The 21,484-nt window shown below is 69.0% G+C and carries 24 protein-coding genes; 11 read left to right on the top strand and 13 right to left on the bottom strand.

What is annotated here, in order from left to right:
- Positions 1-110: 110 nt before the first annotated feature.
- Complete coding sequence (rpsU, locus tag ACSQ2H_RS01425) at positions 111-344, bottom strand: 30S ribosomal protein S21 (protein WP_111275467.1); 234 nt, start codon at positions 342-344, stop codon at positions 111-113.
- A 179-nt stretch (positions 345-523) separates the two neighbouring features.
- Here rpsU and ACSQ2H_RS01420 point away from each other — a divergent pair, with 179 nt between their 5' ends.
- Positions 524-1,156, top strand: coding sequence for a COQ9 family protein (locus ACSQ2H_RS01420; RefSeq protein ID WP_436059698.1), 633 nt, complete (start codon positions 524-526; stop codon positions 1,154-1,156).
- A gap of 92 nt (positions 1,157-1,248) precedes the next feature.
- Complete coding sequence (locus tag ACSQ2H_RS01415; RefSeq protein ID WP_436059697.1) at positions 1,249-2,109, top strand: crotonase/enoyl-CoA hydratase family protein; 861 nt, start codon at positions 1,249-1,251, stop codon at positions 2,107-2,109.
- A 131-nt stretch (positions 2,110-2,240) separates the two neighbouring features.
- Here ACSQ2H_RS01415 and ACSQ2H_RS01410 read toward each other — a convergent pair whose 3' ends face one another.
- The 5 genes from ACSQ2H_RS01410 to ACSQ2H_RS01390 form a co-directional block, all read right to left on the bottom strand.
- Positions 2,241-3,452, bottom strand: a complete 1,212-nt coding sequence (locus tag ACSQ2H_RS01410) for a pentapeptide repeat-containing protein (protein WP_436059696.1) — start codon at positions 3,450-3,452, stop codon at positions 2,241-2,243.
- A 105-nt stretch (positions 3,453-3,557) separates the two neighbouring features.
- Positions 3,558-4,511 carry a magnesium transporter CorA family protein gene (locus ACSQ2H_RS01405; RefSeq protein WP_436059695.1) on the bottom strand — a complete coding sequence of 318 codons (954 nt, stop codon included), beginning with the start codon at positions 4,509-4,511 and terminating at the stop codon, positions 3,558-3,560.
- Between the two features lie 66 nt (positions 4,512-4,577).
- A complete protein-coding gene (locus tag ACSQ2H_RS01400; protein ID WP_269627311.1) occupies positions 4,578-5,261 on the bottom strand; it encodes a CHAP domain-containing protein in 684 nt (227 codons plus the stop codon).
- Between the two features lie 67 nt (positions 5,262-5,328).
- Positions 5,329-6,429, bottom strand: a complete 1,101-nt coding sequence (locus ACSQ2H_RS01395; RefSeq protein ID WP_436059694.1) for an acyltransferase family protein — start codon at positions 6,427-6,429, stop codon at positions 5,329-5,331.
- A 374-nt stretch (positions 6,430-6,803) separates the two neighbouring features.
- Positions 6,804-7,217, bottom strand: a complete 414-nt coding sequence (locus ACSQ2H_RS01390) for a VOC family protein (RefSeq protein WP_436059693.1) — start codon at positions 7,215-7,217, stop codon at positions 6,804-6,806.
- 74 nt (positions 7,218-7,291) lie between these two features.
- On the opposite strand from ACSQ2H_RS01390, the gene ACSQ2H_RS01385 reads away from it, so the two are divergent.
- On the top strand, positions 7,292-7,870 hold the full coding sequence (locus ACSQ2H_RS01385; RefSeq protein WP_436059692.1) for a TetR/AcrR family transcriptional regulator: 579 nt from the start codon (positions 7,292-7,294) through the stop codon (positions 7,868-7,870).
- Between the two features lie 61 nt (positions 7,871-7,931).
- Complete coding sequence (locus tag ACSQ2H_RS01380; RefSeq protein ID WP_436059691.1) at positions 7,932-8,738, top strand: TerC family protein; 807 nt, start codon at positions 7,932-7,934, stop codon at positions 8,736-8,738.
- Positions 8,739-8,880: 142 nt separating this feature from the next.
- On the opposite strand, the gene ACSQ2H_RS01375 is transcribed toward ACSQ2H_RS01380, so the two are convergent.
- Positions 8,881-11,043 carry a primosomal protein N' gene (locus tag ACSQ2H_RS01375; RefSeq protein ID WP_436059690.1) on the bottom strand — a complete coding sequence of 721 codons (2,163 nt, stop codon included), beginning with the start codon at positions 11,041-11,043 and terminating at the stop codon, positions 8,881-8,883.
- A gap of 78 nt (positions 11,044-11,121) precedes the next feature.
- On the opposite strand from ACSQ2H_RS01375, the gene fsa reads away from it, so the two are divergent.
- The 5 genes from fsa to ACSQ2H_RS01350 are packed head-to-tail and all read left to right on the top strand — an operon-like array spanning position 11,122 to position 14,849.
- A complete protein-coding gene (fsa, locus tag ACSQ2H_RS01370) occupies positions 11,122-11,775 on the top strand; it encodes a fructose-6-phosphate aldolase (protein WP_436059689.1) in 654 nt (217 codons plus the stop codon).
- A gap of 17 nt (positions 11,776-11,792) precedes the next feature.
- A complete protein-coding gene (locus ACSQ2H_RS01365; RefSeq protein ID WP_436059688.1) occupies positions 11,793-12,470 on the top strand; it encodes a DUF484 family protein in 678 nt (225 codons plus the stop codon).
- Positions 12,455-13,384, top strand: coding sequence for a tyrosine recombinase XerC (locus tag ACSQ2H_RS01360; protein ID WP_436059687.1), 930 nt, complete (start codon positions 12,455-12,457; stop codon positions 13,382-13,384). Before ACSQ2H_RS01365 ends, ACSQ2H_RS01360 begins: the two co-directional genes overlap by 16 nt.
- A gap of 46 nt (positions 13,385-13,430) precedes the next feature.
- Positions 13,431-14,396, top strand: a complete 966-nt coding sequence (locus ACSQ2H_RS01355) for a zinc-dependent alcohol dehydrogenase family protein (protein WP_436059686.1) — start codon at positions 13,431-13,433, stop codon at positions 14,394-14,396.
- 9 nt (positions 14,397-14,405) lie between these two features.
- Complete coding sequence (locus tag ACSQ2H_RS01350) at positions 14,406-14,849, top strand: N-acetyltransferase family protein (protein ID WP_436059685.1); 444 nt, start codon at positions 14,406-14,408, stop codon at positions 14,847-14,849.
- Positions 14,850-14,858: 9 nt separating this feature from the next.
- On the opposite strand, the gene ACSQ2H_RS01345 is transcribed toward ACSQ2H_RS01350, so the two are convergent.
- Positions 14,859-15,371, bottom strand: a complete 513-nt coding sequence (locus tag ACSQ2H_RS01345) for a winged helix-turn-helix transcriptional regulator (RefSeq protein ID WP_436059684.1) — start codon at positions 15,369-15,371, stop codon at positions 14,859-14,861.
- Positions 15,372-15,559: 188 nt separating this feature from the next.
- On the opposite strand from ACSQ2H_RS01345, the gene ACSQ2H_RS01340 reads away from it, so the two are divergent.
- Positions 15,560-16,489, top strand: coding sequence for a fatty acid desaturase (locus ACSQ2H_RS01340; protein ID WP_436059683.1), 930 nt, complete (start codon positions 15,560-15,562; stop codon positions 16,487-16,489).
- A 3-nt stretch (positions 16,490-16,492) separates the two neighbouring features.
- On the opposite strand, the gene ACSQ2H_RS01335 is transcribed toward ACSQ2H_RS01340, so the two are convergent.
- Positions 16,493-16,837, bottom strand: coding sequence for a winged helix-turn-helix transcriptional regulator (locus tag ACSQ2H_RS01335; RefSeq protein ID WP_436059682.1), 345 nt, complete (start codon positions 16,835-16,837; stop codon positions 16,493-16,495).
- 117 nt (positions 16,838-16,954) lie between these two features.
- On the opposite strand from ACSQ2H_RS01335, the gene ACSQ2H_RS01330 reads away from it, so the two are divergent.
- On the top strand, positions 16,955-17,812 hold the full coding sequence (locus tag ACSQ2H_RS01330; RefSeq protein WP_436059681.1) for an SDR family oxidoreductase: 858 nt from the start codon (positions 16,955-16,957) through the stop codon (positions 17,810-17,812).
- A gap of 169 nt (positions 17,813-17,981) precedes the next feature.
- Here ACSQ2H_RS01330 and ACSQ2H_RS01325 read toward each other — a convergent pair whose 3' ends face one another.
- The 4 genes from ACSQ2H_RS01325 to odhB form a co-directional block, all read right to left on the bottom strand.
- Positions 17,982-18,266 (bottom strand): hypothetical protein, encoded by a 285-nt coding sequence (locus tag ACSQ2H_RS01325; RefSeq protein ID WP_436059680.1) that lies wholly within the window; start codon positions 18,264-18,266, stop codon positions 17,982-17,984.
- A gap of 64 nt (positions 18,267-18,330) precedes the next feature.
- A complete protein-coding gene (locus ACSQ2H_RS01320; RefSeq protein ID WP_436059679.1) occupies positions 18,331-18,747 on the bottom strand; it encodes an N-acetyltransferase family protein in 417 nt (138 codons plus the stop codon).
- The gene (gene lpdA, locus ACSQ2H_RS01315; RefSeq protein WP_436059678.1) at positions 18,747-20,144 is read right to left on the bottom strand and encodes a dihydrolipoyl dehydrogenase; all 1,398 of its coding nucleotides are present in this window, start codon (positions 20,142-20,144) and stop codon (positions 18,747-18,749) included. The genes ACSQ2H_RS01320 and lpdA overlap by 1 nt, the downstream gene beginning before the upstream one ends.
- Before the next feature lie 80 nt (positions 20,145-20,224).
- Positions 20,225-21,442, bottom strand: a complete 1,218-nt coding sequence (gene odhB / locus ACSQ2H_RS01310) for a 2-oxoglutarate dehydrogenase complex dihydrolipoyllysine-residue succinyltransferase (protein ID WP_436059677.1) — start codon at positions 21,440-21,442, stop codon at positions 20,225-20,227.
- Positions 21,443-21,484: the final 42 nt, after the last annotated feature.

Genomic DNA, 21,484 nt, shown 5'->3' with positions numbered 1-21,484 from the left:
CGAATATCGCGGTTCGTTGAACGAGCTTGACCGGGCCCGGATCCAGACATGCAAAGGGCCGCGCAGTCTCCCGCGCGGCCCCCCACACTTAGGCATAAAGCCTTAATTTCTTACCGGCTCGGCTTCTTCGGCGCGGCGATCAGGCCTTCGCGTTGAGCGCGCTTGCGGGCCAGCTTGCGCGCGCGGCGCACGGCTTCGGCCTTTTGGCGAGCGCGCTTTTCGCTCGGCTTTTCATAGTGCACGTGCCGCTTCATTTCGCGGAACGAGCCTTCGCGCTGCATCTTCTTCTTCAGCGCCTTGAGGGCCTGATCGACGTTGTTGTCGCGGACGAAAATCTGAACCAGAGGTCTCTCTCCTATCACCCGTTCCCGCTCGGCCTTCCTGACATCAGGCGGCGGCGAACGGATAAAAGCCTTGCGACCCGTCGAGCGAAGGCCCTTCGGGTTGAGCGCGGCGAGATATCAGAACCCGGCGGCGATGTCCACGGCGGACAGGCGGAAAAACCGCCGCTAAGATGCCGCGCATGGCCAATATAGACGATTGGGCGCAGGACGCCGAACGGCAGGTTCTCGACGCCGCCTTGCAGATTGCAGCCGATCGCGGCTGGACCTGGCCGACGGTGAAGGCGGCCGGCGCCGCCGCGGGGCTGTCGGACGCCGACGTCGAGCTGCTGCTGCCGCACGGCCCCAGGGATCTCGCCGCCTTGCTGGGCAAGCGACACGACGCCCTGACCCTGGCCGCCCTGCCCGCCCCCGAAGGCCTGAAGATCCGCGAGCGCATCCGCACCGCGGCGATGACCCGGATCGACATCGCGGCCCAGGACGAGGCCGCCGTCCGGCGTTGGGCAGGTTTCCTCGCCCTGCCGATACACCTGCCGCTAGCGCTGCGTCTGCTGTGGGAGAGCGCCGATCAGCTGTGGCGTTGGGCCGGCGACACGGCCACCGACGAGAACCACTACTCCAAGCGCGCGATCCTCTCGGGCATCCTGGCCAGCGCGCTGGCGATCCGGCTGTCGTCGGGCCGCGACGCGGCCGCCGCCTTCGTCGACGCCCGCATCGAGAACGTCATGGCCTTCGAGAAGTGGAAGGGCGGCCTGAAGCCCTCGCAACTGCTGACCGACGTCGCCAGCGCGCTCGGCAAGATGCGCTACGGCTGAGGGCGCTCCCTCCCCATGAAGGGGAGGGAAAACCACTCCCCTTCCCTGACGTCGCGCGCGATATGACTGCGCGACAATTCAGGGAGCAGCCGATGACCGACGCCTTTTCGACCGAGTGGACCTGTTTCGACGTCAGCCTCGACGGCCACGTCGCCCACATCCAGCTCAAGCGCCCCGAGGCGATGAACTCGATGATCCGCGAGTTCTGGAACGAGCTGCCGGTGATCGTGAAGGACATCGACCACAACGCCCGCGCCCGGGCGATCGTGATCTCCTCGACCGGCAAGCACTTCAGCGCCGGCATGGACCTGGCGGTGTTCGGCGGCGGCGGCTCGTCCTCGGCCAACCAGAACCAGGACCGCCACATCAACGCCGAGCAGCAGCGCCATCATATCCTGTGGCTGCAGGACTGCTTCGGCTGCCTGGACGCCGCGCGCATCCCGGTGATCGTCGCCATCCAGGGCGGCTGCATCGGCGGGGCGGTCGACATGACCAGCGCCTGCGACATCCGCTACGCCAGCGCCGACGCGTTCTTCTGCATCCAGGAGATCAACATCGGCATGACCGCCGACGTCGGGACCTTCCCGCGGCTGTGCAAGCTGATCCCCGAGGGCTGGGTGCGCGAGATGGCCTATACCGGCCGCCGCATGCCGGCCGCCAAGGCCAAGGAGATCGGCTGGGTCAACGAGGTGCTGCCGACCCACGAGGCGTGCGTCGCCCACGCCCTGGCCACCGCCCACGAGATCGCCAGCAAGGCCCCGCTGGCGGTCACCGGCTCGAAGGTCATGATCAACTACGCCCGCGACCACACCATCCAGGACGGCCTCGACTACATCGCCGTCTGGCAGACCGGGATGTTCTCGGGCCCGCACATGGGCGAGGCGTTCGCGGCCAAGTCGGAGAAGCGCGAGCCGGTGTGGCAGGGGCTGCAGCCGCTGAAGCACGGGATGTAGGGGAATTCCTCCCCATTCGGGGGAGGTGGATCGGCGCGCAGCGCCGAGACGGAGGGGGTCTGCTAAGTCAGCAATCCCCCTCAGTCAGCCATGCGGCTGACAGCTCCCCTGCGGGGGAGCAACTGACGACCTTACCCGTCCAGCTCGGCGTCGGTGAGCACGCAGCCGTCGAGCTTGGCGTCGGAAAGGTCGGCTTCCACGAAGCGGGCGCGCAGCGCGAAGGCGCGGCGCAGGTCGGCCTGGCGCAGGTTGGCGCCCGAGAGGTCGGCGCGGACGAAGCGGCCCTGGCCGATCTCCAGCGGCCCGAGGATCGCGCCGCGCAGGTCGGCGCGGGTCAGCTGGGCGTCGATCAAACGCGCGCCCCGCAGGTCGGCCATGCGCAGATTGGCCCCACGCAGGTCGCAGCGCGACAGATCCGCGCCTTGCAGCTCGACGCCCTCGAGATTCATCCCGAACAGCACTGAGCCCGGCGCGACCAGGCCGCTGAGCTTGCGACGCTTGAGCGTGACGACGGGGCGGAAGTCGACGTCGGCCAGCCGGGCCGCGGCGCCGGCGCGGCCGCCGCTCTCGCAAAAGGCTTCGTGCGCGGCCAGCACCTGGCTGAGCGGGCGCTCGTCGATATAGACCACCGCCGGCGGCGCGCGCAGCACGTCGGAAAGGTCGGCCCCCTCGACGGTGGCGAAACTGAAATCCACGCGAATGAGGATGGCGCGCCGCAGCGAGGCGCCGGAGAGGTCGGCGCCCGCCACCTGGGCCCCGGTCAAGTTGGCTCCATCGAGCTTGGCCTTGATCAGGCGCGCCCCGCCCAGTTGGGCGTCGGTCAGGTTGGCGTCAGTGAAATCGGTGGCCAGGGCCGAAGCCCCGGTCATCTGGGCGCCGGTGAGATCGGCGCCGGCCAGCACCGCGAAATTGAGCTCGCCCGGGCCGCCGGCGTGGTCGAGATAGCGGAAGCCCTCGGTGCGGTCCTGCAGGGCGATGCGCCCTTCGCGCAGGTCGCAGCCGGCCAGATTGGCGCCGGTCAGGTTCGCGCCGCGCAGAGAGGCGCCGCGCAGGTCGGCCTTGGAGAGGCTGGCCTTGCGCAGGTTCGCATCCCGCAGGTCCGCTCCGAACAGGATCGCCCGGTCGAGTTTCACGCCAGCCAGCATGGCGCCCGACAGCCGCGCGCCGGTGAGGTCGGCGTCGCTGAGGTCAAGACCCTCGAGCTTCAGGCCCGAGAGATCCGCATAGGCCAGATTCGCCCGCCGCCCGCCGGTGCGGTGGGCGAGGTAGCGACGATGGGCCTCCAGGGTTTGCCGAAGCGCCTGGGGATCCAGCGGCCGATGAAGGTTGGCGACTGCGGACATGTGGACCGGTTTGAGGAACGAGGCCCTCAGGATCAGACATCGCGCTTAAGGAACGGTTGCACAATTGTGACTTCACCGTGGCGACATCTAACGCCGGTCGGCGATCTACAGCCAACCTTTCTTCTTGAACCAGATAAACGGGGTAACTCCCGTGATAACCATAAGCAGAACAGCCAATGGATACCCAAACATCCAGTGGAGTTCGGGCATCACGTCGAAGTTCATTCCATATATAGATGCGACTAGCGTCGGCGGCAGGAAGACGACTGCAACCACAGAGAAGAACTTGATGATGCTGTTTTGCTCGATGTTGATCAGGCCGAGCGCCGCATCGAGCAGAAAGGAGATGTGGCCGGAGGTGAAGCTGGAGTGCTCGGTCAGGGCCTGGATGTCGTGCTGGATCGACGTCAGGTGGCTGCGGCGGGCCTCCCGCTTCTGGAATTCCGGGGCCAGGGCCGCGAAACTGGCCAGGCGGCTGAGCGAGACCAGGCTCTTGCGGGCCATCGAGGTGATCGACTGCGCGCGCGAGAGGTCGGTGAGCAACGGCCCGAAGGCGGTGCTGGGCGGGCGGTTGAAGATCGCCACCGAGGTTTCGTGAACCCGCGACGACTGCTGCTCGAGCACCTCGGCGCAGCGCTCAACGATGGCGTCGAGCAGTTCCAGCGCCGCCTCGCCGCCGTCGCCGACCGGGAGCTTGGCGCAGCGCTGGGAGAAGATCGAGAACGCCTTCAGCGGCTCGTAGCGGATGGTGATCAGCACGTCGGCCAGCAGCACGAAGGTCACCGGCGTCGCGACCGGGTGCGGCTCGTCGGCGCGGGCCAGCAGGGTGGCGGTCAGGAAGGTCGCGCCGTCTTCCTGGTAGAGGCGCGAGGACGGCTCGACGTGAGCGGTCTCTTCGCGGGTCGGAAGGTCGACGCCGTAGGCCTGCTCGACGGCGCGCTCCTCCTCAGGAGACGGCGAGACCAGGTCGATCCAGATGATGTCTTCGCCGGGCCGCCAGCCTTCGCCGATGGTCTCAGGCGCAAGTCCCCGCCCGGAGCGACGAAGCAGGTTCAGCATGGAGCTCTCCGCGCGGGATGGAGCCCCATCTGAAACGTCGGGGGGTGGGCGTCAACGCCCGGCCGGTCAGTTGGACTCGGCCGGCGGGGTCATCTGGGTCGCAGCCTGGATGAGGGCGGCGATCCGGTCGGTGGAGTCGGCGGCCTGGCTCAGCATCTGCAGCGGGCCGGCGCCCGGACGGACGACCGAGGCGACCTGGTTGGCCGCGCCCTGGGCCACGGCGAGCGCGGTGTTCTGCGCGCCGTTGAGCTTGTTGCTCGCCATGCGCAGGGCGTTGGCGTCCTGATAGATGAAGCCGTGAGTCGGATAGGTCGACGAGCCGAGGTCACGCACGGGATCGTACCAGACCTTGACCTGCGACCAGTCGCCGGCCGGCGAGACGTCGATGACGGTGACGTCCTTTTCGATCTGTCCACGGGTGCCGCCGATGCGCGACCAGTTGGCGTGGGTGATCTGAATCACGCGGTCGGTCAGCACCTGGCTGACCACGGCGACGTGGCCGAGACGCATCTTGCCGGTGGGCTTGAAGCAGAGGACCGCGCCCGCCTTGGGGCTGAAGCCGGTTTCGTACTTGCCGACCGCCTGACGCCACCAGGTCCAGGCGTCGCCATAGATCTGCACGCCCGAAATCAGCCGCGCGAACGGAACGCACTGCCAATAGGTGTCGGCCATCGCACCCGAGATGGGGGCGAAAAACATAACCGCCGCGGCGGCCAGGGAGCCGATCACGGCCCTCGGGCGTTTAAGCATGTTACGGGTACTCCCCCACGCGAACAGCGTAAGGGGTAACCATCTCACGCCGCGATGAAAAGAGTCTTTACGCGCCTGCGGTAGAAGGTCGCCGAGCCTCCCACGCGTCCGCCCACAGCTTCATGCGGGCCCGAGCCGGCTTTTCGATAAGATGATAGGACGCGGCGGCCAGTGGAACGACTCCACCCAGGAAAACTAACCACAGCCAAAGAGGCAGGCGCTCGTCGTTGAGCTCAAATACTTTCGAGGCTGCGTTCACGAATACTATCTTCCACGGAACACAGACCATGTAGACGGAGTAGCTGATCTCCCCCAGATAAACGAGCTTCGCGTTACCAAATGTTTCAGAGCCCGTTTGCGCCATTCGCGCGAGGAAGAAGATCACGGCGCCGAGCGCGGTCACAATTACGGCATCAGGAGCGGCGATCGCCGCCAGAATGAGCACCGCGACGGTCGAAACGAGCGCGCCGCTCAAGGCGTTGCGACGATTCTCCGAGGGCCGCGCGCGCCACAGGGCGTGCAGCGCACAGCCGTAGGCGAAGCAGGGAACAATTCGCAAAGCGCCCCACTGGATGGTCGCCTGGGTCAGCGGAAAGCCGGCGAAATGCTGGAAAGCGGCATAGAGACCGGCGAGGAAGCCGATCGCCAAGCCAAGGGCGATCAACGGCCGGTCCTTCAGCGCCAGCGCGCCCCAGGCGAACAGCGGGAACGACAGATAGGCGAACCACTCGGCCGAGATCGACCAGGACGGATGGTTGAACGCCGCCTGCGGGGCCAGGCCCCAGGCCTGGAGCAGCAGCAGGTTCGCCGGCAGCGATTCCCAGGAGAGGATGTTCGAGTCGATGCCAAAGCCCGCGGCCTGGGCGCCAAGCGCCAGGACGATCATGCCGACCAGGGTGGCCAGGTGCAGCGGATAGACCCGCGCGAGCCGGTTCCAGAGGAACGATCCGTAGCGGAAGCGCCCCTCCTCCAGGCTGGTCCGGTAGACGTGGCAGAGGATGAAGCCGGAGAGGACGAAGAACAGCTCGACCCCGAGATAGCCCTTCTGCACGAAGAGCGGGATCGCCGCGTCGAAATCGAGCTTCGGCCAGTAGTGGAACAGCACCACCCAGAAGGCGGCGAAGAACCGCAAGGAGGTGAGCTGGCGGATGTTCGAGGCGTCGTTCATAGGCGGCTTCGTCCCGTTCCGGCGCCGTTCTCGGCGCAACGTCAGGGGCGAGTGCAATTCGCGCACCAGGCGAGCCCCGGCGGGGACACTACGCCGGCAAGCCTGACCATTCGGTTACGGGACAAGCGATTGCGCGCGGCGTCCCATTGCTCCCCTCCTGGGGGACCTCCGATCCACCTCCCCCAGGAGGGGAGGACCTGCTTTTGGACGGTTGCAACGCCGGCTCCTCTCCCCGCCTGAGGCGAGAGGTCAGGTGGGGGGTCGTACGACGCGGAGCGGCGCATTGCTGAGTCAGCAGTCCCCCTCACCCCACCCCTCTCCCCCAAGGGGGCGAGGGAGCGGTCCAGATGCGGAAGCCCGGATAACGCCGTGGGCTACGCCGCGGCGGTCATGTAGCGGTCCCAGAAGCCTTCGACCGGCTCGATCTGTTCGACAACGTCGACCCAGAGGCCGGAGGGATCGAAGAAGCCGAAGCGCAGCTGGCCGAACGGCTCCTGGGCCAGGGCGTAGTCGACCCGCAGACCGCGGCCGCGGAACTCCTCATAGGCCAGGGTGGCGTCCTCGACCTGCAGTTCGAAGCACATGCCTTTGCCGGAGAAGCTCTCCGGTCCCGGCGGCGACGACGGATGGTTCGGGTGCATGAAGGCCAGGGTCGCGCCGTCGGCGGCCAGCAGGACGAACCAGTCGGCCTCGAAGACGACGTCGAAGCCCAGGTAGGCGGTCCAGAAGTCGCGGCAGTCGGCGAGCCTGGGCGTGACGATGATCGGGTAGCGGTCGACGAACTTCATGGCGTCCATCCCTTGATCGGCCTGAGACGCGAGTTAAGATACAGACTGTCTGTATGTCAAACGGGAATCGTTCGATGGGCGTGAAGGCGGAGCGGGCGGCGGCGACGCGGACGCGGCTGGTGACGGCGGCGCGCGAGCTGTTCGCCGCCCAGGGCTATGGCGCGACCAGCACGGAGGCGATCCTGGCCGCCGCCGGGGTCACGCGCGGCGCGCTCTATCATCACTTCGCCGACAAGCAGGCGCTGTTCGCCGCGGTTTGCGAGGACCTGCACGCCGAGGCCGAGCAGATGATCGAAGCCGACGCCGACGCGCAGGGCTCGGCGTTCGACGGGCTGGTGGCCGGCTGCCTGGGCTTTCTCGATTTCATGGCCGCCCCGCAGGTGCGCCGGATCCTAATCCTCGACGCCCCCAGCGTGCTGGGCTGGGAGGCCTGGAACGAGATGGACCGCCGGCACGGCTTTGGCCTGCTGATCGAGGGCGTGGCGGCCGCGGTCGCCGAGGGCGGCCTGGAGGGCGACCCCGAAACCCTGGCGGTGATGATCAACGGCGCGCTGAACTACGGGGTGGTCTGGGCCGGCCACGCCGAGGGGCCTGAGGCGCTGGCGCGGCTGAAATCGAGCTTTGTTGAGACGGTGACCCGCTTGCGGCGCTGAAACTCCACCTTATCTGACGCGGTTGGCTCGATAGAATTTCCACATAACCGAGAGGACCTCGATGGACACCCTTATGACCCTAGCTGCTGATCCGGCCGTGTGGGCGGCGCTGATCACGCTCATCGTCATGGAGGTGGTCCTTGGCATCGACAACCTCATCTTCATCTCCATCCTCTCGAACAAGCTGCCTCCGGAACACCGCACCAAGGCCCGCCGCATCGGCATCAGCCTGGCGCTGATCATGCGCCTGGTCCTGCTCTCGACCCTGGCCTTCATCGTCGGCCTGACCGCGCCGGTGTTCGAACTGCCCTGGCACGGGGCCCTGGACGAACACGGCAAGCCGGCCTGGGAGCTGGCGTTCTCGTGGCGCGACCTGATCCTGATCGCCGGCGGCCTGTTCCTGGTCTGGAAGGCGACGACCGAGATCCACCACACCGTCGATCCGACCCCGAACAATGACGTGTTCGACGCCAAGAAGGAGGTCGCCAAGAACTTCGGCGCCGCCATCTTCCAGATCATCCTGCTCGACCTGGTGTTCTCGATCGACTCGATCCTGACCGCCGTCGGCATGACCGAGCACCTGCCGGTCATGGTCATCGCGGTGATCGTGGCGGTGACCGTGATGCTGCTGGCCGCCGACCCGCTGGCCAACTTCATCAACAACAACCCGACCGTGGTGATGCTGGCCCTGGGCTTCCTGCTGATGATCGGCACCGTGCTGATCGCCGACGGCTTCGGCGTGCACGTGCCGAAGGGCTACATCTACGCGGCGATGGCGTTCTCGGCCCTGGTCGAGGGGCTCAACATGTGGAGCCGCAACGCCGCCAAGAAGCGCGAAGCGCTGGGTCAGGACGCGACCAAGCACTGACGGAAAGACGGCTGCTCCCCCGCTGGGGGAGCTGTCCGCCATAGGGCGGACTGAGGGGGACTTTGAAGCTCCTTGAGAGCGGTCCCCCTCCGTCTCGCTGCTGCGCAGCGAGCCACCTCCCCCAAGAGGGGAGGATCTTCATTCAAAGAAAACTGTACGGATCGACGTCGATGGCCACCCGGATCGCGCCGGGCGGCCGCACGCGCGCGCGCCAGGTGGCGAGGTAGGCCGAGAGGTCGACATTGCGGTCAGCGCGGACCAGGAAGCGCTTGCGCCGGCGGCCGCGCACCAGGCTGAGCGGCGCGTCGGCCGGGCCGTAGACCTCGACCCCCTCGGCGTTGGGCGCAACCTTGGCCATCTCGCGGGCGAAGGCCTCCAGCGCCGCGGCGTCGGGTCCGGAGACCACGATCGCCCCCAGCCGCCCGAACGGCGGCAGCTTCATGATCTCGCGCTCGGCCATCTCCGCCTCGACGAAGGCGTCGCGGTCCTGGGCCTTCAGCGCCTGCATCACCGAGTGCTCGGGGGCGTAGGTCTGCAAGAGCGCGCGGCCGGGACGGTCGCGGCGCCCGGCGCGGCCGGTGGCCTGGGCCAGCAGCTGGTAGGTGCGCTCGGCCGCGCGCAGGTCGCCGCCGCGCAGGCCAAGGTCGGCGTCGACCACCCCCACCAGGGTCAGCTTCGGGAAGTTGTGGCCCTTGGCGGCGGCCTGGGTCGCCACCAGAATGTCGATCTCGCCGTCGGCCATGGAATCGACCAGCCGGCGCGCCTCCTTGGCGTCCCAGACGGTGTCGGACGAGAAGACGGCGATGCGGGCGTCGGGGAACAGGTGGCGGGCCTCCTCCTCCACCCGCTCCACGCCCGGGCCGATCGAGGTCAGGCTGTCCTTGGCCCCGCAGTGCGGGCACTTGTCGGGCTTGACCATCGAAAAGCCTGTCAGGTGACAGACCAGGCGGCCGGAGTAGCGGTGCTCGACCAGCCAGCTATCGGTGTCCGGCGAGGTCAGCTTCTCGCCGCAGGCCTTGCAGAGCACCAGCGGGGCGTAGCCGCGGCGGTTGAGGAACAGCAGGGTCTGCTCGCCGGCCGCCAGGGTCTGGCCCATGGCGTCGACGAGCGGCGGCGAGAGCCAGCGGCCGGGCGGCGGCGGCGTCGCCTTGAGGTCGATCAGGGTGATGTCGGGCAGCTGCGCGGTCCCGTGGCGGCTGGTCAGCCTCAGCCAGCGGTAGCGGCCGGTCTCGGCGTTGCGCAGGGTCTCCAGCGACGGCGTCGCCGAGGCGAGGATCACTGCGGCGCCCTCGATCTTGCCGCGCATCACCGAGAGGTCGCGGGCCTGGTAGATGAAGCCCTCGTCCTGCTTGTAGGAGCCGTCGTGCTCCTCATCGACGACGATCAGCGACAGGCGGGTGAACGGCAGGAACAGGGCCGAGCGGGCGCCGATGACGATGCGGGCCTGGCCGGTGGCGACCGCGTCCCAGGTCCGCCGCCGCATCGGCGGGGCGACGTCGGAGTGCCATTCGGCCGGTTTCACCCCGAAGCGCTCCACGAACCGGGCGATCACGGCCTGGGTCAGGGCGATCTCGGGCAGCATGACCAGCACCTGGGCGGCCGGGTCGCGGGCCAGCGCGGCGGCGACCGCCTCCAGATAGACCTCGGTCTTGCCCGAGCCGGTGACGCCGTCGAGCAGCGCCACGTTGAAGCCGCCCTCGCCGACCATGTCGACCAGCGCCTCGGCGGCGGCGGCCTGGCTGGGGTTCAGCGGATGGCCGGCGCGGGCGAGGTCGGGTTCAGGAAAGCCGGCCTGCGCCTCGATCAGCCGCAGGGCCAGCGCGCCCTCGTCGACCAGACCTTTCACGACGCCGGCCGAGACCCCGGCGGCGCGGGCCAGATCGGCCGGCGCCTGCGGGCCGGCCGCGGCGGCCTCCAGCACCTTGAGCCGGGCGGGGGTCGAGCGGGCCGGCAGGACGCCGGTGGCCTCCAGCACCTTCTCGGGCTTGGCCTTGGGCGCGCGGGCGCCGCGGATGGCGATGGCCAGCGGCTGGCCCGGCGCGTCGACCGAATAGCGCGCCGCCCACTGCACGAACTCGATCGCGCCAGGCGGCAGCGGCGGGGAATCGAGCTTGCTGTCCAGGGGCTTGAGCGGCCGGTTGCCGCCGGCGCCCTCGCGCAGGGCGACGACGACGCCGCGCAGCAGCCGCGGGCCGAGCGGCGCGGCGACCTGGTCGCCGACGACAAGCTCCATCCCTTCCGGCTCGGCGTAGTCGAACGCCTCGGGCAGGGGCATGGGAAGCAGAACGGAGGCGATGCGGCTCATGGCCCCGTCCAGATAGGCTGGCCGCACGCGGCTGCAAACGGTAAAGAGCCCGCGAAACCCCGCGCCAGAAGGTCACCCATGCAGCTCTTCCTCGACACCACCGACATCGGCCTGCTCAAGGAGCTCACCGCCACCGGCCTGGTGGACGGGGTGACCACCAACCCGACCCTGATCGCCAAGTCCGGCCGCCCCATGCTGGAGGTGATCGCCGAGATTTGCGAGCTCGTCGAGGGCCCGGTCAGCGCCGAAGTCGCCGCGACCGAGGTCGAGGGCATGCTGGCCGAGGGCGTCAAGCTGGCCGCGATCGCCCCGAACGTGGTCGTCAAGCTGCCGCTGACCCGCAACGGCCTGATCGCGACGTCGGAGTTCGCGGTGCAGGGCATCCACACCAACGTCACCCTGTGCTTCTCCGCCGCCCAGGCGCTGCTCGCCGCCAAGGCCGGCGCCAGCTACATCTCGCCGTTCATCGGCCGCCTGGACGACTACGGCGCCGAAGGCATGGGCCTGATCCAGGAAATCCGGGCGATCTACGACAACTACGGCTTCGACACCGAGATCCTCGCCGCCTCGATCCGCACCCCGGCCCACGTGACCGCCGCGGCCCTAGCCGGCGCCGACTGCGCGACCATTCCGCCCACCACCTTCGCCGACCTCTTCAAGCACCCGTTAACCGAAAAGGGTCTTGAACAATTCCTCAGCGACTGGGCCAAGACGGGCCAGTCCATCCTGTAGAACGCTGGGGGCGGCATATGGAAAGCGGGGCGAAGGCTAAGGAACATGGTCTCGAGCCCCGCGAGGTTCGCGCCTTCCTGGCCGACAATCCCGACTTCCTGCGCGGCGATCAGGCGCTGCTGGCCGAGCTCGGCCTGCGCGCCGACGCCGGCAATGTGATCGACTTCGGGCCGGCGGCGCTGGCCCGAGTGCACGAGGCGCACAAGCGCGAGTCCAGCGCCCGCAAGCACCTGGAAGCCACCGCCCGCGCCAACTTCGCCGCCCAGGCCCAGACCCATGGCGCGGTCGTCGACATGCTGGAATCGCGCAACCACGCCGACCTCGCCCGCCGGGTCGACGAGCTGGCGCAGCTGCGCTTCGGCTTGGTCAGCGGCGTAGTCGCCCTGGAAGGTCCCGAGCGCACCCCGGCCGGCTGGCGGATGCTGGTCGAAGGCCAGATCGACATGATCATCGGCCACGACCGGGTGGCGCTGATGGGTTTCGAGCCCGTCGCGCTTGGGCTGTTCGGCGAGCGTGCGCCGCAGGTCCGCTCGATGGCCATGGTCCGCATGGCGATCTGGGAGCCGTCGCGCGAAGGCCTGCTGGCCTTCGGATCGTCCGACGAGCACGGCTTCACCGAAGACATGGGCGCTGAACTGGTCGCCTTCCTCGCTCGCGTGGTCGAACGGACCGCGGAGCGGTGGCCAGTCCTGTGACCTCCGCCCGCCAGGCGCTCGCCCAATGGCTGGAGCATCTGGCCAAGGAGCGCCGCGCCTCGCCGCGCACGGTCGAGGCCTACGCCTTCGCCGGCGGCCGCTACATCAGTTTTCTCGAACGCCATCGCGGCGAGGCCCTCAGCCTGGCCGACATGGGGACCCTGGTCCCCAGCGAGATCCGCGCCTGGCTGGCGCATCTGCGCCAGGGCGACCAGCCGCTGTCGCCGCGCTCGCTGTCGCAGGCGCTGTCGGCGATCCGGACCTTCCACAAGTTCCTCGACCGGCGGCTGGACACTCCCAACGCCGCCATCGCCCTGGTGCGCGGCCCACGCGTCGTCCCTTCGGCGCCACGGCCGGTCAGCGAGGATCAGGCCGTCGGGCTGATCGCCGAACCGGCCTTCGATCCCGACCGCGACGACTGGGAGGTCAGCCGCGACCAGGCGGTGCTGACCCTGCTCTATGGCTGCGGCCTGCGGATCTCAGAGGCGCTGTCGCTGAAGCGCTCGGACGCGCCGGTCCCCGAAACGCTGCGCATCCTCGGCAAGGGCGGCAAGACCCGGATGGTGCCGGTGCTGCCGGCGGTCCGGCAGGCGATCGACGCCTATGTCGCCGACCTGCCGTTCGTGCTGGAGCCCCATGAGCCGCTGTTCCGCGCCAAGCGCGGCGGCCCCTTAAGCCCGCGCCACGTGCAGGCGACGGTTCAGGGCCTGCGTGGCCGCCTCGGCCTGCCCGACAGCGCCACCCCGCACGCCCTGCGCCACTCGTTCGCCACCCATCTGCTGGGCGCCGGCGCCGATCTGCGCTCGATCCAGGAACTGCTGGGCCACGCCTCGCTATCGACCACCCAGCGCTACACCGAGGTCGATGCGGCGTCGCTGCTCAGCGCCTACGCCAAGGCCCATCCGCACGCCTGAGACGGACGCCGCGACCGCGGGCCGTCGACGCGGTAGTAGACCCGCCATGTTCCGCGTCATCGCCCACCGCTTCGGCGACCCCGCCGACGTTCTCGTCTGCGAACCGGCCGCCAGACCCCTGGCGCCGCCGGACGGAGTGGTGGCGCGGCTGCTGGCCAGTCCCATCAACCCGTCGGATCTGGTCACGATCTCGGGCGCCTATCCGCATCGAACCTCCCTGCCATTCATCCCGGGGTTCGAGGCGCTCGGCGTCGTCGAACAGGCCGGCGAGGCGACAACGCTGTCCGTGGGGCAGCGGGTGCTGATGATCGGCTCGGCCGGCGGTTGGCAGACCTTCAAGGCCACATCGGACGACTGGTGCATCCCGGTCCCCGACGACCTCACCGACGATCAGGCCGCCACCGCCTATATCAACCCGCTGACGGCGCGGATGATGCTGTCGTCCGCCGCCGTGAGCGCCGGAGCGGTGGTCGGCGTCAACGCCGCTAACTCGGCGACCGGTCGGATGCTGCTGCGCATGGCGCGGGGGGCGGGCCTGCGGACGGTGGCGGTGGTCCGCTCGCGCCAGGCCGAGATGTCGCTGGCCGGCGAGCCGGCCGACGACGTGCGGCTCGACGGCGAGACGCTTCCCCGCCTGGACGCGGCGTTCGACGCCGTCGGCGGCGCGAGCGGCGTCGCCCTGGCGTTGGCGGTGAGGCCCGGCGGGGCGTTCATTCACTACGGTCTGCTGTCGGGCGCGCCGCTTCCCGCCGACCTTGGATCGAGAATCGACGGCGACCTGCGCCTGTTCTGGCTGCGAAGCTGGGTGCACTCGGCGCCGCGAGCCGTCCTCCTGAAGGCCATGGACCAAGCGTTCGAAGACGTCCGTCGCGGTCTGGCGGAGACACGGGTCGAGGCGCGCTACCCGTTGGACCAGTTTCAGGACGCCCTGGCGCACCAGGCGCGGCCGGGGCGGCGCGGAAAGATCCTGCTCGAGCCGCAAGCGTTGCGCCCCGCGGTTCCGGCAAGCTAGCGTCGCCGTATGGCCGAGCCCCGCCCCGCGACGACTGACGATCTGGCCGAGGTGCTGGCGCTCTATCGCCAGCTCAATCCAGGCGATCCCGTGCTCGATCTCGCCGCGGCCGAGCCGGTGTGGGCGGCGCTGCTGGGCTCAGGCCTGACGACGCCGTTCGTTGTGCAGATCGAGGGCCGGCTGGTGGCCTCCTGCACGCTGGCGATCGTGCCCAACCTGTCGCGCGGCGCGCGTCCCTACGGCGTGATCGAGAACGTGGTGACCGACGAGGGCCATCGCCGCCGCGGGCTGGGCCGCGCGGTGCTGGAGGCGGCGCTGGACAAGGCCTGGAGGGCCGACTGCTACAAGGTGCTGCTGGCGACCGGGTCGCGCCGGGAGTCCACCCTGCGGTTCTACGAAGGCGTCGGGTTCACGCGGGACGCCAAGACCTATTTCGAGATCCGCCGGCCGTAGGCGCCCGCTCTAAGCCTTGCGCTGCTCGGCGAAGTCGGCGGCGCGGCGGCGGCGCTCGTCGGCCCAGGCCTGACTGGGCTGGCCACGCATGTCGGGCCAGTCGACCAGGACCTTGCAGGCCGGGCAGCGACCGTTCAGTTCAAGCTCCGTCCCGCAGGCGCGGTGGAACATCTGGGTCGCCGGGCCGCCGGCGACCGGCTTGCACCACTGCTCGCCCCAGGTCCGCAGCGCCAGGATCACCGGCATCAGGTCGCGGCCCTTCTGGGTCAGCCGGTATTCGAACCGCGGCGGACGCTCGGAATAGGCCTGGCGTTCCACGACGCCGTTGGCTTCGAGGCGCTTGAGTCGGGCGGCGAGCATCTGGCTGGAAGCCCCGGTCTGGGCCTGCAGGTCCTGGAAGCGGCTCTGACCCATCAGCAACTCGCGCACGATGAGGATCGACCATCGGTCGCCGACGAGGCCCGTGGAATGGGCCACCGGACACAGGGTGTCGTCGCCGTAGTCGGACTCCGGAACGCTCATGGCAGACCTTCCCGCCTCCTTGCGGGGCCGCGGCGGATGCGGCCGCCCGTGAGATACCATGAAAATCAAAGCGACACGGATTCACTCACGCGGAAAAACGTGACGCATGCGTCATTTTCGAGTCGCTTTGATTTTCAAAGTCGCTATCGTCGCCGCCAACCCCCAGGCAGTGGGATGGAGGAACGGCCATGGCCGACGGTGCTCACGACCCCAAGGCGCTGCGCGCGGCGATCGGGATTTCACATGCCGACGAGCGACGGATCGCGCAGGAACTGTCGCCGGCGGTGGCGTGGCCGACCCTGTTCCTGGCGCTCGCCCTGCCCGCGTCGCTGATGGCGGTGATCGTCCTGGGCTTCATCGGTGCATGGCCGCTGTGGGCCTGCACGCCGGTCCTGGCGGCGATCTCCTACGCGCACTACACGCTGGTCCACGAGTCCATCCACGGCAACGTGGTCGCCGCGCCGAAGAGCCTGCACTGGATCAACACCGTGGTCGGCTGGATCGGTTCGCTGGGCATGGGCTCGGGCTGGCCGGCCCTGCAGCGCACCCACGTGCTGCATCACTCGCACACCAACACAGAGCGCGATCCCGACATCTCGGTGAAGGGCACCTTCCTCCAGCTGCTGCGCAAGTGGGCGATCATGGTCCCGATGTCGTTGATCCCGATGGGCGCGCTGCGCTTCATCAACGCCGAGCGCTACAAGCGGCTGGGTACGATCCTGAGTCCCGGCGAGATCGCCCAGGTCAGCGCGGTGACCCTGTTCACCTGGGCGCTGCTGGTCGCCGCTGTTGCGACGGGCCACGTCGCCGAGTGGCTGATGCTGTGGTTCCTGCCGACGCGGATCGGCATCCTGGCGCTGAACATCTTCTTCCAGTGGCTGCCGCACCACCCGTTCGACCAGACCGAGCGCTACCTGAACACGCGCATCAGCCTGTGGCCGGGCGGAACCTTCCTGCTGCTGCAGCAGAACCTGCACCTGATGCACCACCTGTGGCCCAGCGTGCCGTTCTACAACTACGCCCGCCTCTTCCATCGCCTGCGCCCGGTGCTGAAGCTTGAAGGCTCGCGCATCGAGGGGCTGATGGTCGGCCCGCAGCGCCGGACGATCACGGACTAGGTCTTAGCTCGGCGAGCTCTTGGCCAGCTCCGGCAGGCGCTCCTCGATCCAGTCGGCGAGCGCCTCGACGTGCTGGGCGGCCTCCTGGCCGAACTCGGTCAGGCTGTACTCCACGTGCGGCGGCACGACCGGAAAGCTGCGCCGGACCAGCAAGCCGTCGCCCTCCAGCTGCTGCAGCGTCTGGGCCAGCATCCGTTCGCTGACCCCGGCCACCTTGCGGCGCAGCTCGCTGAACCGCAGCGTGCCGCCGCGCAGGGCGATCAGCACCAGCACGCCCCAGGTGCTGGTCACGTGCTTGAGGATCGCACGCGAAGGACAGCGCGGCGCGAACACGTCGCCACGCTGCATGCGATCCGCCAGACGAATGGGCGCGTCCATACTTACTCCCGTGTACGTACTTACGAAAAGGAAGTTAGGAACCTAGATGCCCGGCTGCAACTTCAATCCCAAGAATGAGGGACAGCCATGTACGCCATTACCGGAGCCACGGGCCAACTCGGCCGCCTCGCGCTCGACGCCCTGCTGGAGACCGTCCCGCCCGGCCAGATCGTCGCCCTGGCCCGCGATCCGGCCAAGCTGGCCGACCTCGCCGCGCGCGGGGTGCAGGTCCGCGCCTTCGACTATGACGCGCCGCAGGCCCTGGCGTCGGCGCTGACCGGGGTCGAGCGGCTGCTGCTGATCTCGTCGAGCGAGGTCGGCAAACGCGCGGCGCAGCACCAGGCGGTGATCGACGCGGCCAAGGCGGCCGGGGTGAGCTTCGTCGCCTACACCAGCATCCTGCGCGCCGATACGAGCCCGCTGGGCCTGGCGATCGAGCACCGGGCGACGGAGGCGGCGCTGCAGGCCAGCGGCTTGACCTACGCGCTGCTCCGCAACGGCTGGTACACCGAGAACTATGTGCAGGCCGCACCGGCGTCGCTGGCGCACGGGACGCTGCTGGGCAGCGCCGGCGGCGGGAAGATCTCCGGCGCCAGCCGCGCCGACTACGCCGCCGCGGCGGCGAAGGTGCTGACCGGCGAGGCGGCGACCAGGACCTATGAGCTGGCCGGCGATGCGGCCTTCACCCTGGCGCAGTTCGCGCAGGCGCTCGCGGAGATCGCCGGCAAGCCGGTGACCTACACCGACCTGCCCGAGGCCGAATACGCCGCGGCGCTGAAGGGCGCGGGCCTGCCGGCGGCGGTGGCCGAGATGCTGGCCGAGAGCGACGCCAAGGCGGCGCAGGGCGCGCTGTTCGACGACGGGCATGAGCTGAGCAGGCTGATCGGGCGGCCGACGACGCCGTTCAAGGAGACGCTGGCGGCGGGGGTCGGCTCGGCTGCTTAGCCAGGAAAGCCCGATTCCCATGCTCCTCTCCCCGCCCGAGGGGAGAGGTCGGGTGAGGGGTCAGCGGCGCGGAGCGGCGCACTCCGGCCAACCGTGGCGGAGACGGCGGCGCAGAGGCCCCCTCACCTAGCCTCTCTCCCGACGGGGGAGAGGAACGCTCGTGTGATCGCTACCGCGGCTTGGCGAAGCGGCCGTCGCCCTGGACGTTCTCGCGGACTTGGGTCGAGATCGCGCAGCCGTCGACCGAGCGCATGACGGTCAGGTGCATGCCGGCCGGCGGCAGGCTGGCCAGGGTCTGGGCCCCGGCTGGGCCGCGGCGGTCCTGGGGCCGCAGCGCCGCCGCAGGGCGCGCGGGGTCGGCGGCCTGCAAGGTCGCCTCCTTGGGGCAGGATGGGGCGGGCGGCGCGGACAGCGTGGTCGCCGCCAGGGCGGTCAGAAGCAGGGAAGCGGCCATCTCGATCCTCCTCTGTTTCGGAGAATCTACGCCCCGATCGTGACGGGCCGAAATTAAATCGGGGTCAGCGGCTCATCCGCAACCAGGTGAACTCGGCCCCGGCGTCGCGGCCGACATCGACGATGCGGAAGCCCTCGCGCAGGTAGAAGCTCTGGGCGCGCAGGTTCGGCGACTGGCATTTCAGCGACAGCGGCCCGTCGGCGACCGCGGCCACGTGGTCGAGCAGCGCCTTGCCGACGCCGGCGCCGCGGGTCTCGACATAGAGCGAATGCAGGAAGCTGCTCGGTCGAAAGAGGGCGGCGATGCCCAACAGGCGGTCGCCCTCGCTGGCCAGGTAGACCTCCTCCTGCTCCGCGTGGGACAGGAAGTCGGCGGCCTGGTGCTGCTCGGCCGGGACCCAGGTGAAGGTCTCGCGCAGCACGCGCTCGTAAAGCGCCGCGCAGGCCGCGATCTCGTCGGCCTGCGCGCGCCTCACGTCCATCAGGCTTGCATCGTCCAGCCTTCGACGCCCATGGCGGCCTGACGGCCGGCTTCCGAGCGGGTCGGGTGCGGGTGGCAGACGCGGGCGATGTCCTCGCTGGCGGCCTTGAAGGCCATGGCCACGCAGTATTCGCCGATCATCTCGCCGGCCTGCGGGCCGACGATGTGGACGCCGAGGATCTCGTCGGTCTTGGCGTCGGCCAGGACCTTGGCGAAGCCTTCGGTCTCATGGTTGATCTTGGCGCGGCTGTTGGCGCTGAACGGGAACTTGCCGACCTTGTAGGCGACGCCCGCCTCCTTCAGCTGCTCCTCGGTCTGACCGACCCAGGCCACTTCCGGGTAGGTGTAAACGACGCTGGGGACCAGGTTATAGTCCACGTGGCCGTACTTGCCGGCGATGATCTCGATGCAGGCGACCGAGTCTTCCTCGGCCTTATGGGCCAGCATCGGGCCGTGGATGGCGTCGCCGATCGCCCAGACGCCCGGGGCCGAGGTCTTGAAGTGGTCGGTTTCGATGAAGCCGCGCTTGTCCGGGGTGATCCCGACGTTCTCCAGGCCGAGGCCCTCGGTGTAGGGACGCCGGCCGATGGCGACCAGCACGTACTCGGCTTCCAGGGTCTCGGCCGCGCCGCCGGCCACCGGCTCGACGGTCAGCGAGACGCCCTTCTTCGAGGCGGTCGCGGCGGTGACCTTGGCGCCCAGCTTGAACTCCACGCCCTGCTTGGTCAGCGAGCGCTGGAAGGTCTTGGCGGTCTCGGCGTCCATGCCGGGCGTGATACGGTCGAGGAACTCGACGACGGTCACCTTCGAGCCCAGGCGGCGCCAGACCGAGCCGAGCTCGAGGCCGATGATGCCGGCGCCGATGACGATCAGGCTCTTGGGGACTTCCGGCAGCGACAGGGCGCCGGTGGAGTCGACGATGCGCTCCTGGTCGATGGTCACGCCCGGCAGCGGGGTCGGCTCCGAGCCGGTGGCGATGACGATGTTCTTGGCTTCCAGGGCGGTGACCGAGCCGTCCTCGGCGGTGACCTCGACCTTGCCCGGGCCGGCGATCTTGCCGGCGCCCTTGATCCACTCGACCTTGTTCTTCTTGAACAGGAACTCGATGCCCTTGGTCAGGGCGGTCACCGAGTCGGCCTTCTGCTTCATCATCTGCACGAGGTTCAGCTTGGGCTTCACCTCGATGCCGAGGGTGGCGAACTCGCCGCCGGCGGCCTCGTAGAGCTCCGAGGCGTGCAGCAGCGCCTTGGACGGCATGCAGCCGACATTGAGGCAGGTGCCGCCGAGCGTCGTGCGCTTCTCCACCACGGCGACCTTCAGGCCCAGCTGGCCCGCGCGGATGCCGGCGTTGTAGCCGCCGGGGCCGCCGCCGATGATGATGACGTCGTATTGAGCCATTGCTCTATCCAGTCCTTAGCAAAACGGCGAGGCGTGAAGCCCCGCCGCCATGAAATGCGATCTACTCAGCTCGGCGGAGCTTAGACGTCCAGCAGCAGGCGCTGCGGGTCTTCGATGGCTTCCTTGACCTTGACCAGGAAGGTCACCGCGCCCTGGCCGTCGACGATGCGGTGATCGTAGCTGAGCGCCAGGTACATCATCGGACGGATCACCACCTGGCCGTTCACGGCCATCGGGCGTTCCTGGATCTTGTGCATGCCCAGGATGCCCGACTGCGGGGCGTTGAGGATCGGGGTCGACATCAGCGAGCCGTAGACGCCGCCGTTCGAGATCGTGAACGTGCCGCCTTGCAGGTCTTCCAGGGCGAGCTGGCCGTCGCGGGCCTTCTTGCCCAGCGCGCCGATGCCCTTTTCGATGCCCGACAGCGACAGCGCGTCGGCGTCACGCAGCACCGGAACCACCAGGCCCTTCTCGGTGCCGACGGCGACGCCGATGTCGTAGTGGTTCTTGTAGATGACGTCGGTGCCGTCGATCTCGGCGTTGACGTCCGGCACGTGCTTCAGGCCGTGGATCACCGCCTTCACGAAGAAGCTCATGAAGCCGAGCTTCACGCCATGGCTCTTCTCGAAGCCGTCCTTGTACTGGTTGCGCAGGGCCATGACCGCGCTCATGTCGACCTCGTTGAAGGTCGTGAGCATGGCCGCGGCGTTCTGGGCTTCCTTCAGGCGGCGGGCGATGGTCTGGCGCAGGCGGGTCATGCGGACCCGCTCTTCACGCTCATGGATCTCGCGCGGCGCGGCCGGGGCCGCGGGCGCGGCCGGGGCGGCGGCGCGGGCTTCCAGAGCGGCCAGGGCGTCGCCCTTGGTTACGCGTCCGGCCTTGCCCGACCCGGCGATGGCGCCGGCGTCGAGGTTGTTTTCAGCGACGATGCGCTGGGCCGACGGGGCCAGCGGCGCGGCGGCGGCGGGCGCCGCGGCCGGCGCGGGAGCCGGAGCAGCGGCCGGCGCCGGCTTCGGTGCTTCGGCCTTCGGAGCCGGGGCGGCGGCCGGAGCCGCAGCCACGGCGCCTTCGGCCAGGCGGCCGAGCACGGCGCCGGGCTCGACGGTCGCGCCTTCTTCGGCGGCGATGAACTCGAGCACGCCGTCCGCAGGGGCGGCGACCTCGAGGCTCACCTTGTCGGTTTCGAGTTCGACCAGGATCTCGTCCTTCCGAACGGCGTCGCCCGCCTTCTTCGTCCAGCGCGCGACCGTCGCCTCGGTGACGGACTCGCCCAGGGCGGGGGTCATGATGTCGGCCATTGGAAGTACCTGTCTCTCTTCGCTCTGTTCTTTTACTTGGAA

The sequence above is a fragment of the Phenylobacterium sp. LjRoot97 genome (assembly GCF_964254345.1).
Taxonomy (GTDB): domain Bacteria; phylum Pseudomonadota; class Alphaproteobacteria; order Caulobacterales; family Caulobacteraceae; genus Phenylobacterium.
The sequence above is the reverse complement of the archived record's forward strand: the minus strand, read 5'-3'. Positions and strand labels throughout refer to the sequence as shown.

Coding starts and splice junctions, on each gene's coding strand:
- ACSQ2H_RS01420 (WP_436059698.1), top strand. CDS start 524: ATGGCCAATATAGACGATTGGGCGCAGGACGCCGAACGGCAGGTTCTC.
- ACSQ2H_RS01415 (WP_436059697.1), top strand. CDS start 1,249: ATGACCGACGCCTTTTCGACCGAGTGGACCTGTTTCGACGTCAGCCTC.
- ACSQ2H_RS01410 (WP_436059696.1), bottom strand. CDS start 3,452: ATGTCCGCAGTCGCCAACCTTCATCGGCCGCTGGATCCCCAGGCGCTT.
- ACSQ2H_RS01405 (WP_436059695.1), bottom strand. CDS start 4,511: ATGCTGAACCTGCTTCGTCGCTCCGGGCGGGGACTTGCGCCTGAGACC.
- ACSQ2H_RS01400 (WP_269627311.1), bottom strand. CDS start 5,261: ATGCTTAAACGCCCGAGGGCCGTGATCGGCTCCCTGGCCGCCGCGGCG.
- ACSQ2H_RS01395 (WP_436059694.1), bottom strand. CDS start 6,429: ATGAACGACGCCTCGAACATCCGCCAGCTCACCTCCTTGCGGTTCTTC.
- ACSQ2H_RS01390 (WP_436059693.1), bottom strand. CDS start 7,217: ATGAAGTTCGTCGACCGCTACCCGATCATCGTCACGCCCAGGCTCGCC.
- ACSQ2H_RS01385 (WP_436059692.1), top strand. CDS start 7,292: ATGGGCGTGAAGGCGGAGCGGGCGGCGGCGACGCGGACGCGGCTGGTG.
- ACSQ2H_RS01380 (WP_436059691.1), top strand. CDS start 7,932: ATGGACACCCTTATGACCCTAGCTGCTGATCCGGCCGTGTGGGCGGCG.
- ACSQ2H_RS01375 (WP_436059690.1), bottom strand. CDS start 11,043: ATGAGCCGCATCGCCTCCGTTCTGCTTCCCATGCCCCTGCCCGAGGCG.
- fsa (WP_436059689.1), top strand. CDS start 11,122: ATGCAGCTCTTCCTCGACACCACCGACATCGGCCTGCTCAAGGAGCTC.
- ACSQ2H_RS01365 (WP_436059688.1), top strand. CDS start 11,793: ATGGAAAGCGGGGCGAAGGCTAAGGAACATGGTCTCGAGCCCCGCGAG.
- ACSQ2H_RS01355 (WP_436059686.1), top strand. CDS start 13,431: ATGTTCCGCGTCATCGCCCACCGCTTCGGCGACCCCGCCGACGTTCTC.
- ACSQ2H_RS01350 (WP_436059685.1), top strand. CDS start 14,406: ATGGCCGAGCCCCGCCCCGCGACGACTGACGATCTGGCCGAGGTGCTG.
- ACSQ2H_RS01345 (WP_436059684.1), bottom strand. CDS start 15,371: ATGAGCGTTCCGGAGTCCGACTACGGCGACGACACCCTGTGTCCGGTG.
- ACSQ2H_RS01340 (WP_436059683.1), top strand. CDS start 15,560: ATGGCCGACGGTGCTCACGACCCCAAGGCGCTGCGCGCGGCGATCGGG.
- ACSQ2H_RS01335 (WP_436059682.1), bottom strand. CDS start 16,837: ATGCAGCGTGGCGACGTGTTCGCGCCGCGCTGTCCTTCGCGTGCGATC.
- ACSQ2H_RS01330 (WP_436059681.1), top strand. CDS start 16,955: ATGTACGCCATTACCGGAGCCACGGGCCAACTCGGCCGCCTCGCGCTC.
- ACSQ2H_RS01325 (WP_436059680.1), bottom strand. CDS start 18,266: ATGGCCGCTTCCCTGCTTCTGACCGCCCTGGCGGCGACCACGCTGTCC.
- ACSQ2H_RS01320 (WP_436059679.1), bottom strand. CDS start 18,747: ATGGACGTGAGGCGCGCGCAGGCCGACGAGATCGCGGCCTGCGCGGCG.
- lpdA (WP_436059678.1), bottom strand. CDS start 20,144: ATGGCTCAATACGACGTCATCATCATCGGCGGCGGCCCCGGCGGCTAC.
- odhB (WP_436059677.1), bottom strand. CDS start 21,442: ATGGCCGACATCATGACCCCCGCCCTGGGCGAGTCCGTCACCGAGGCG.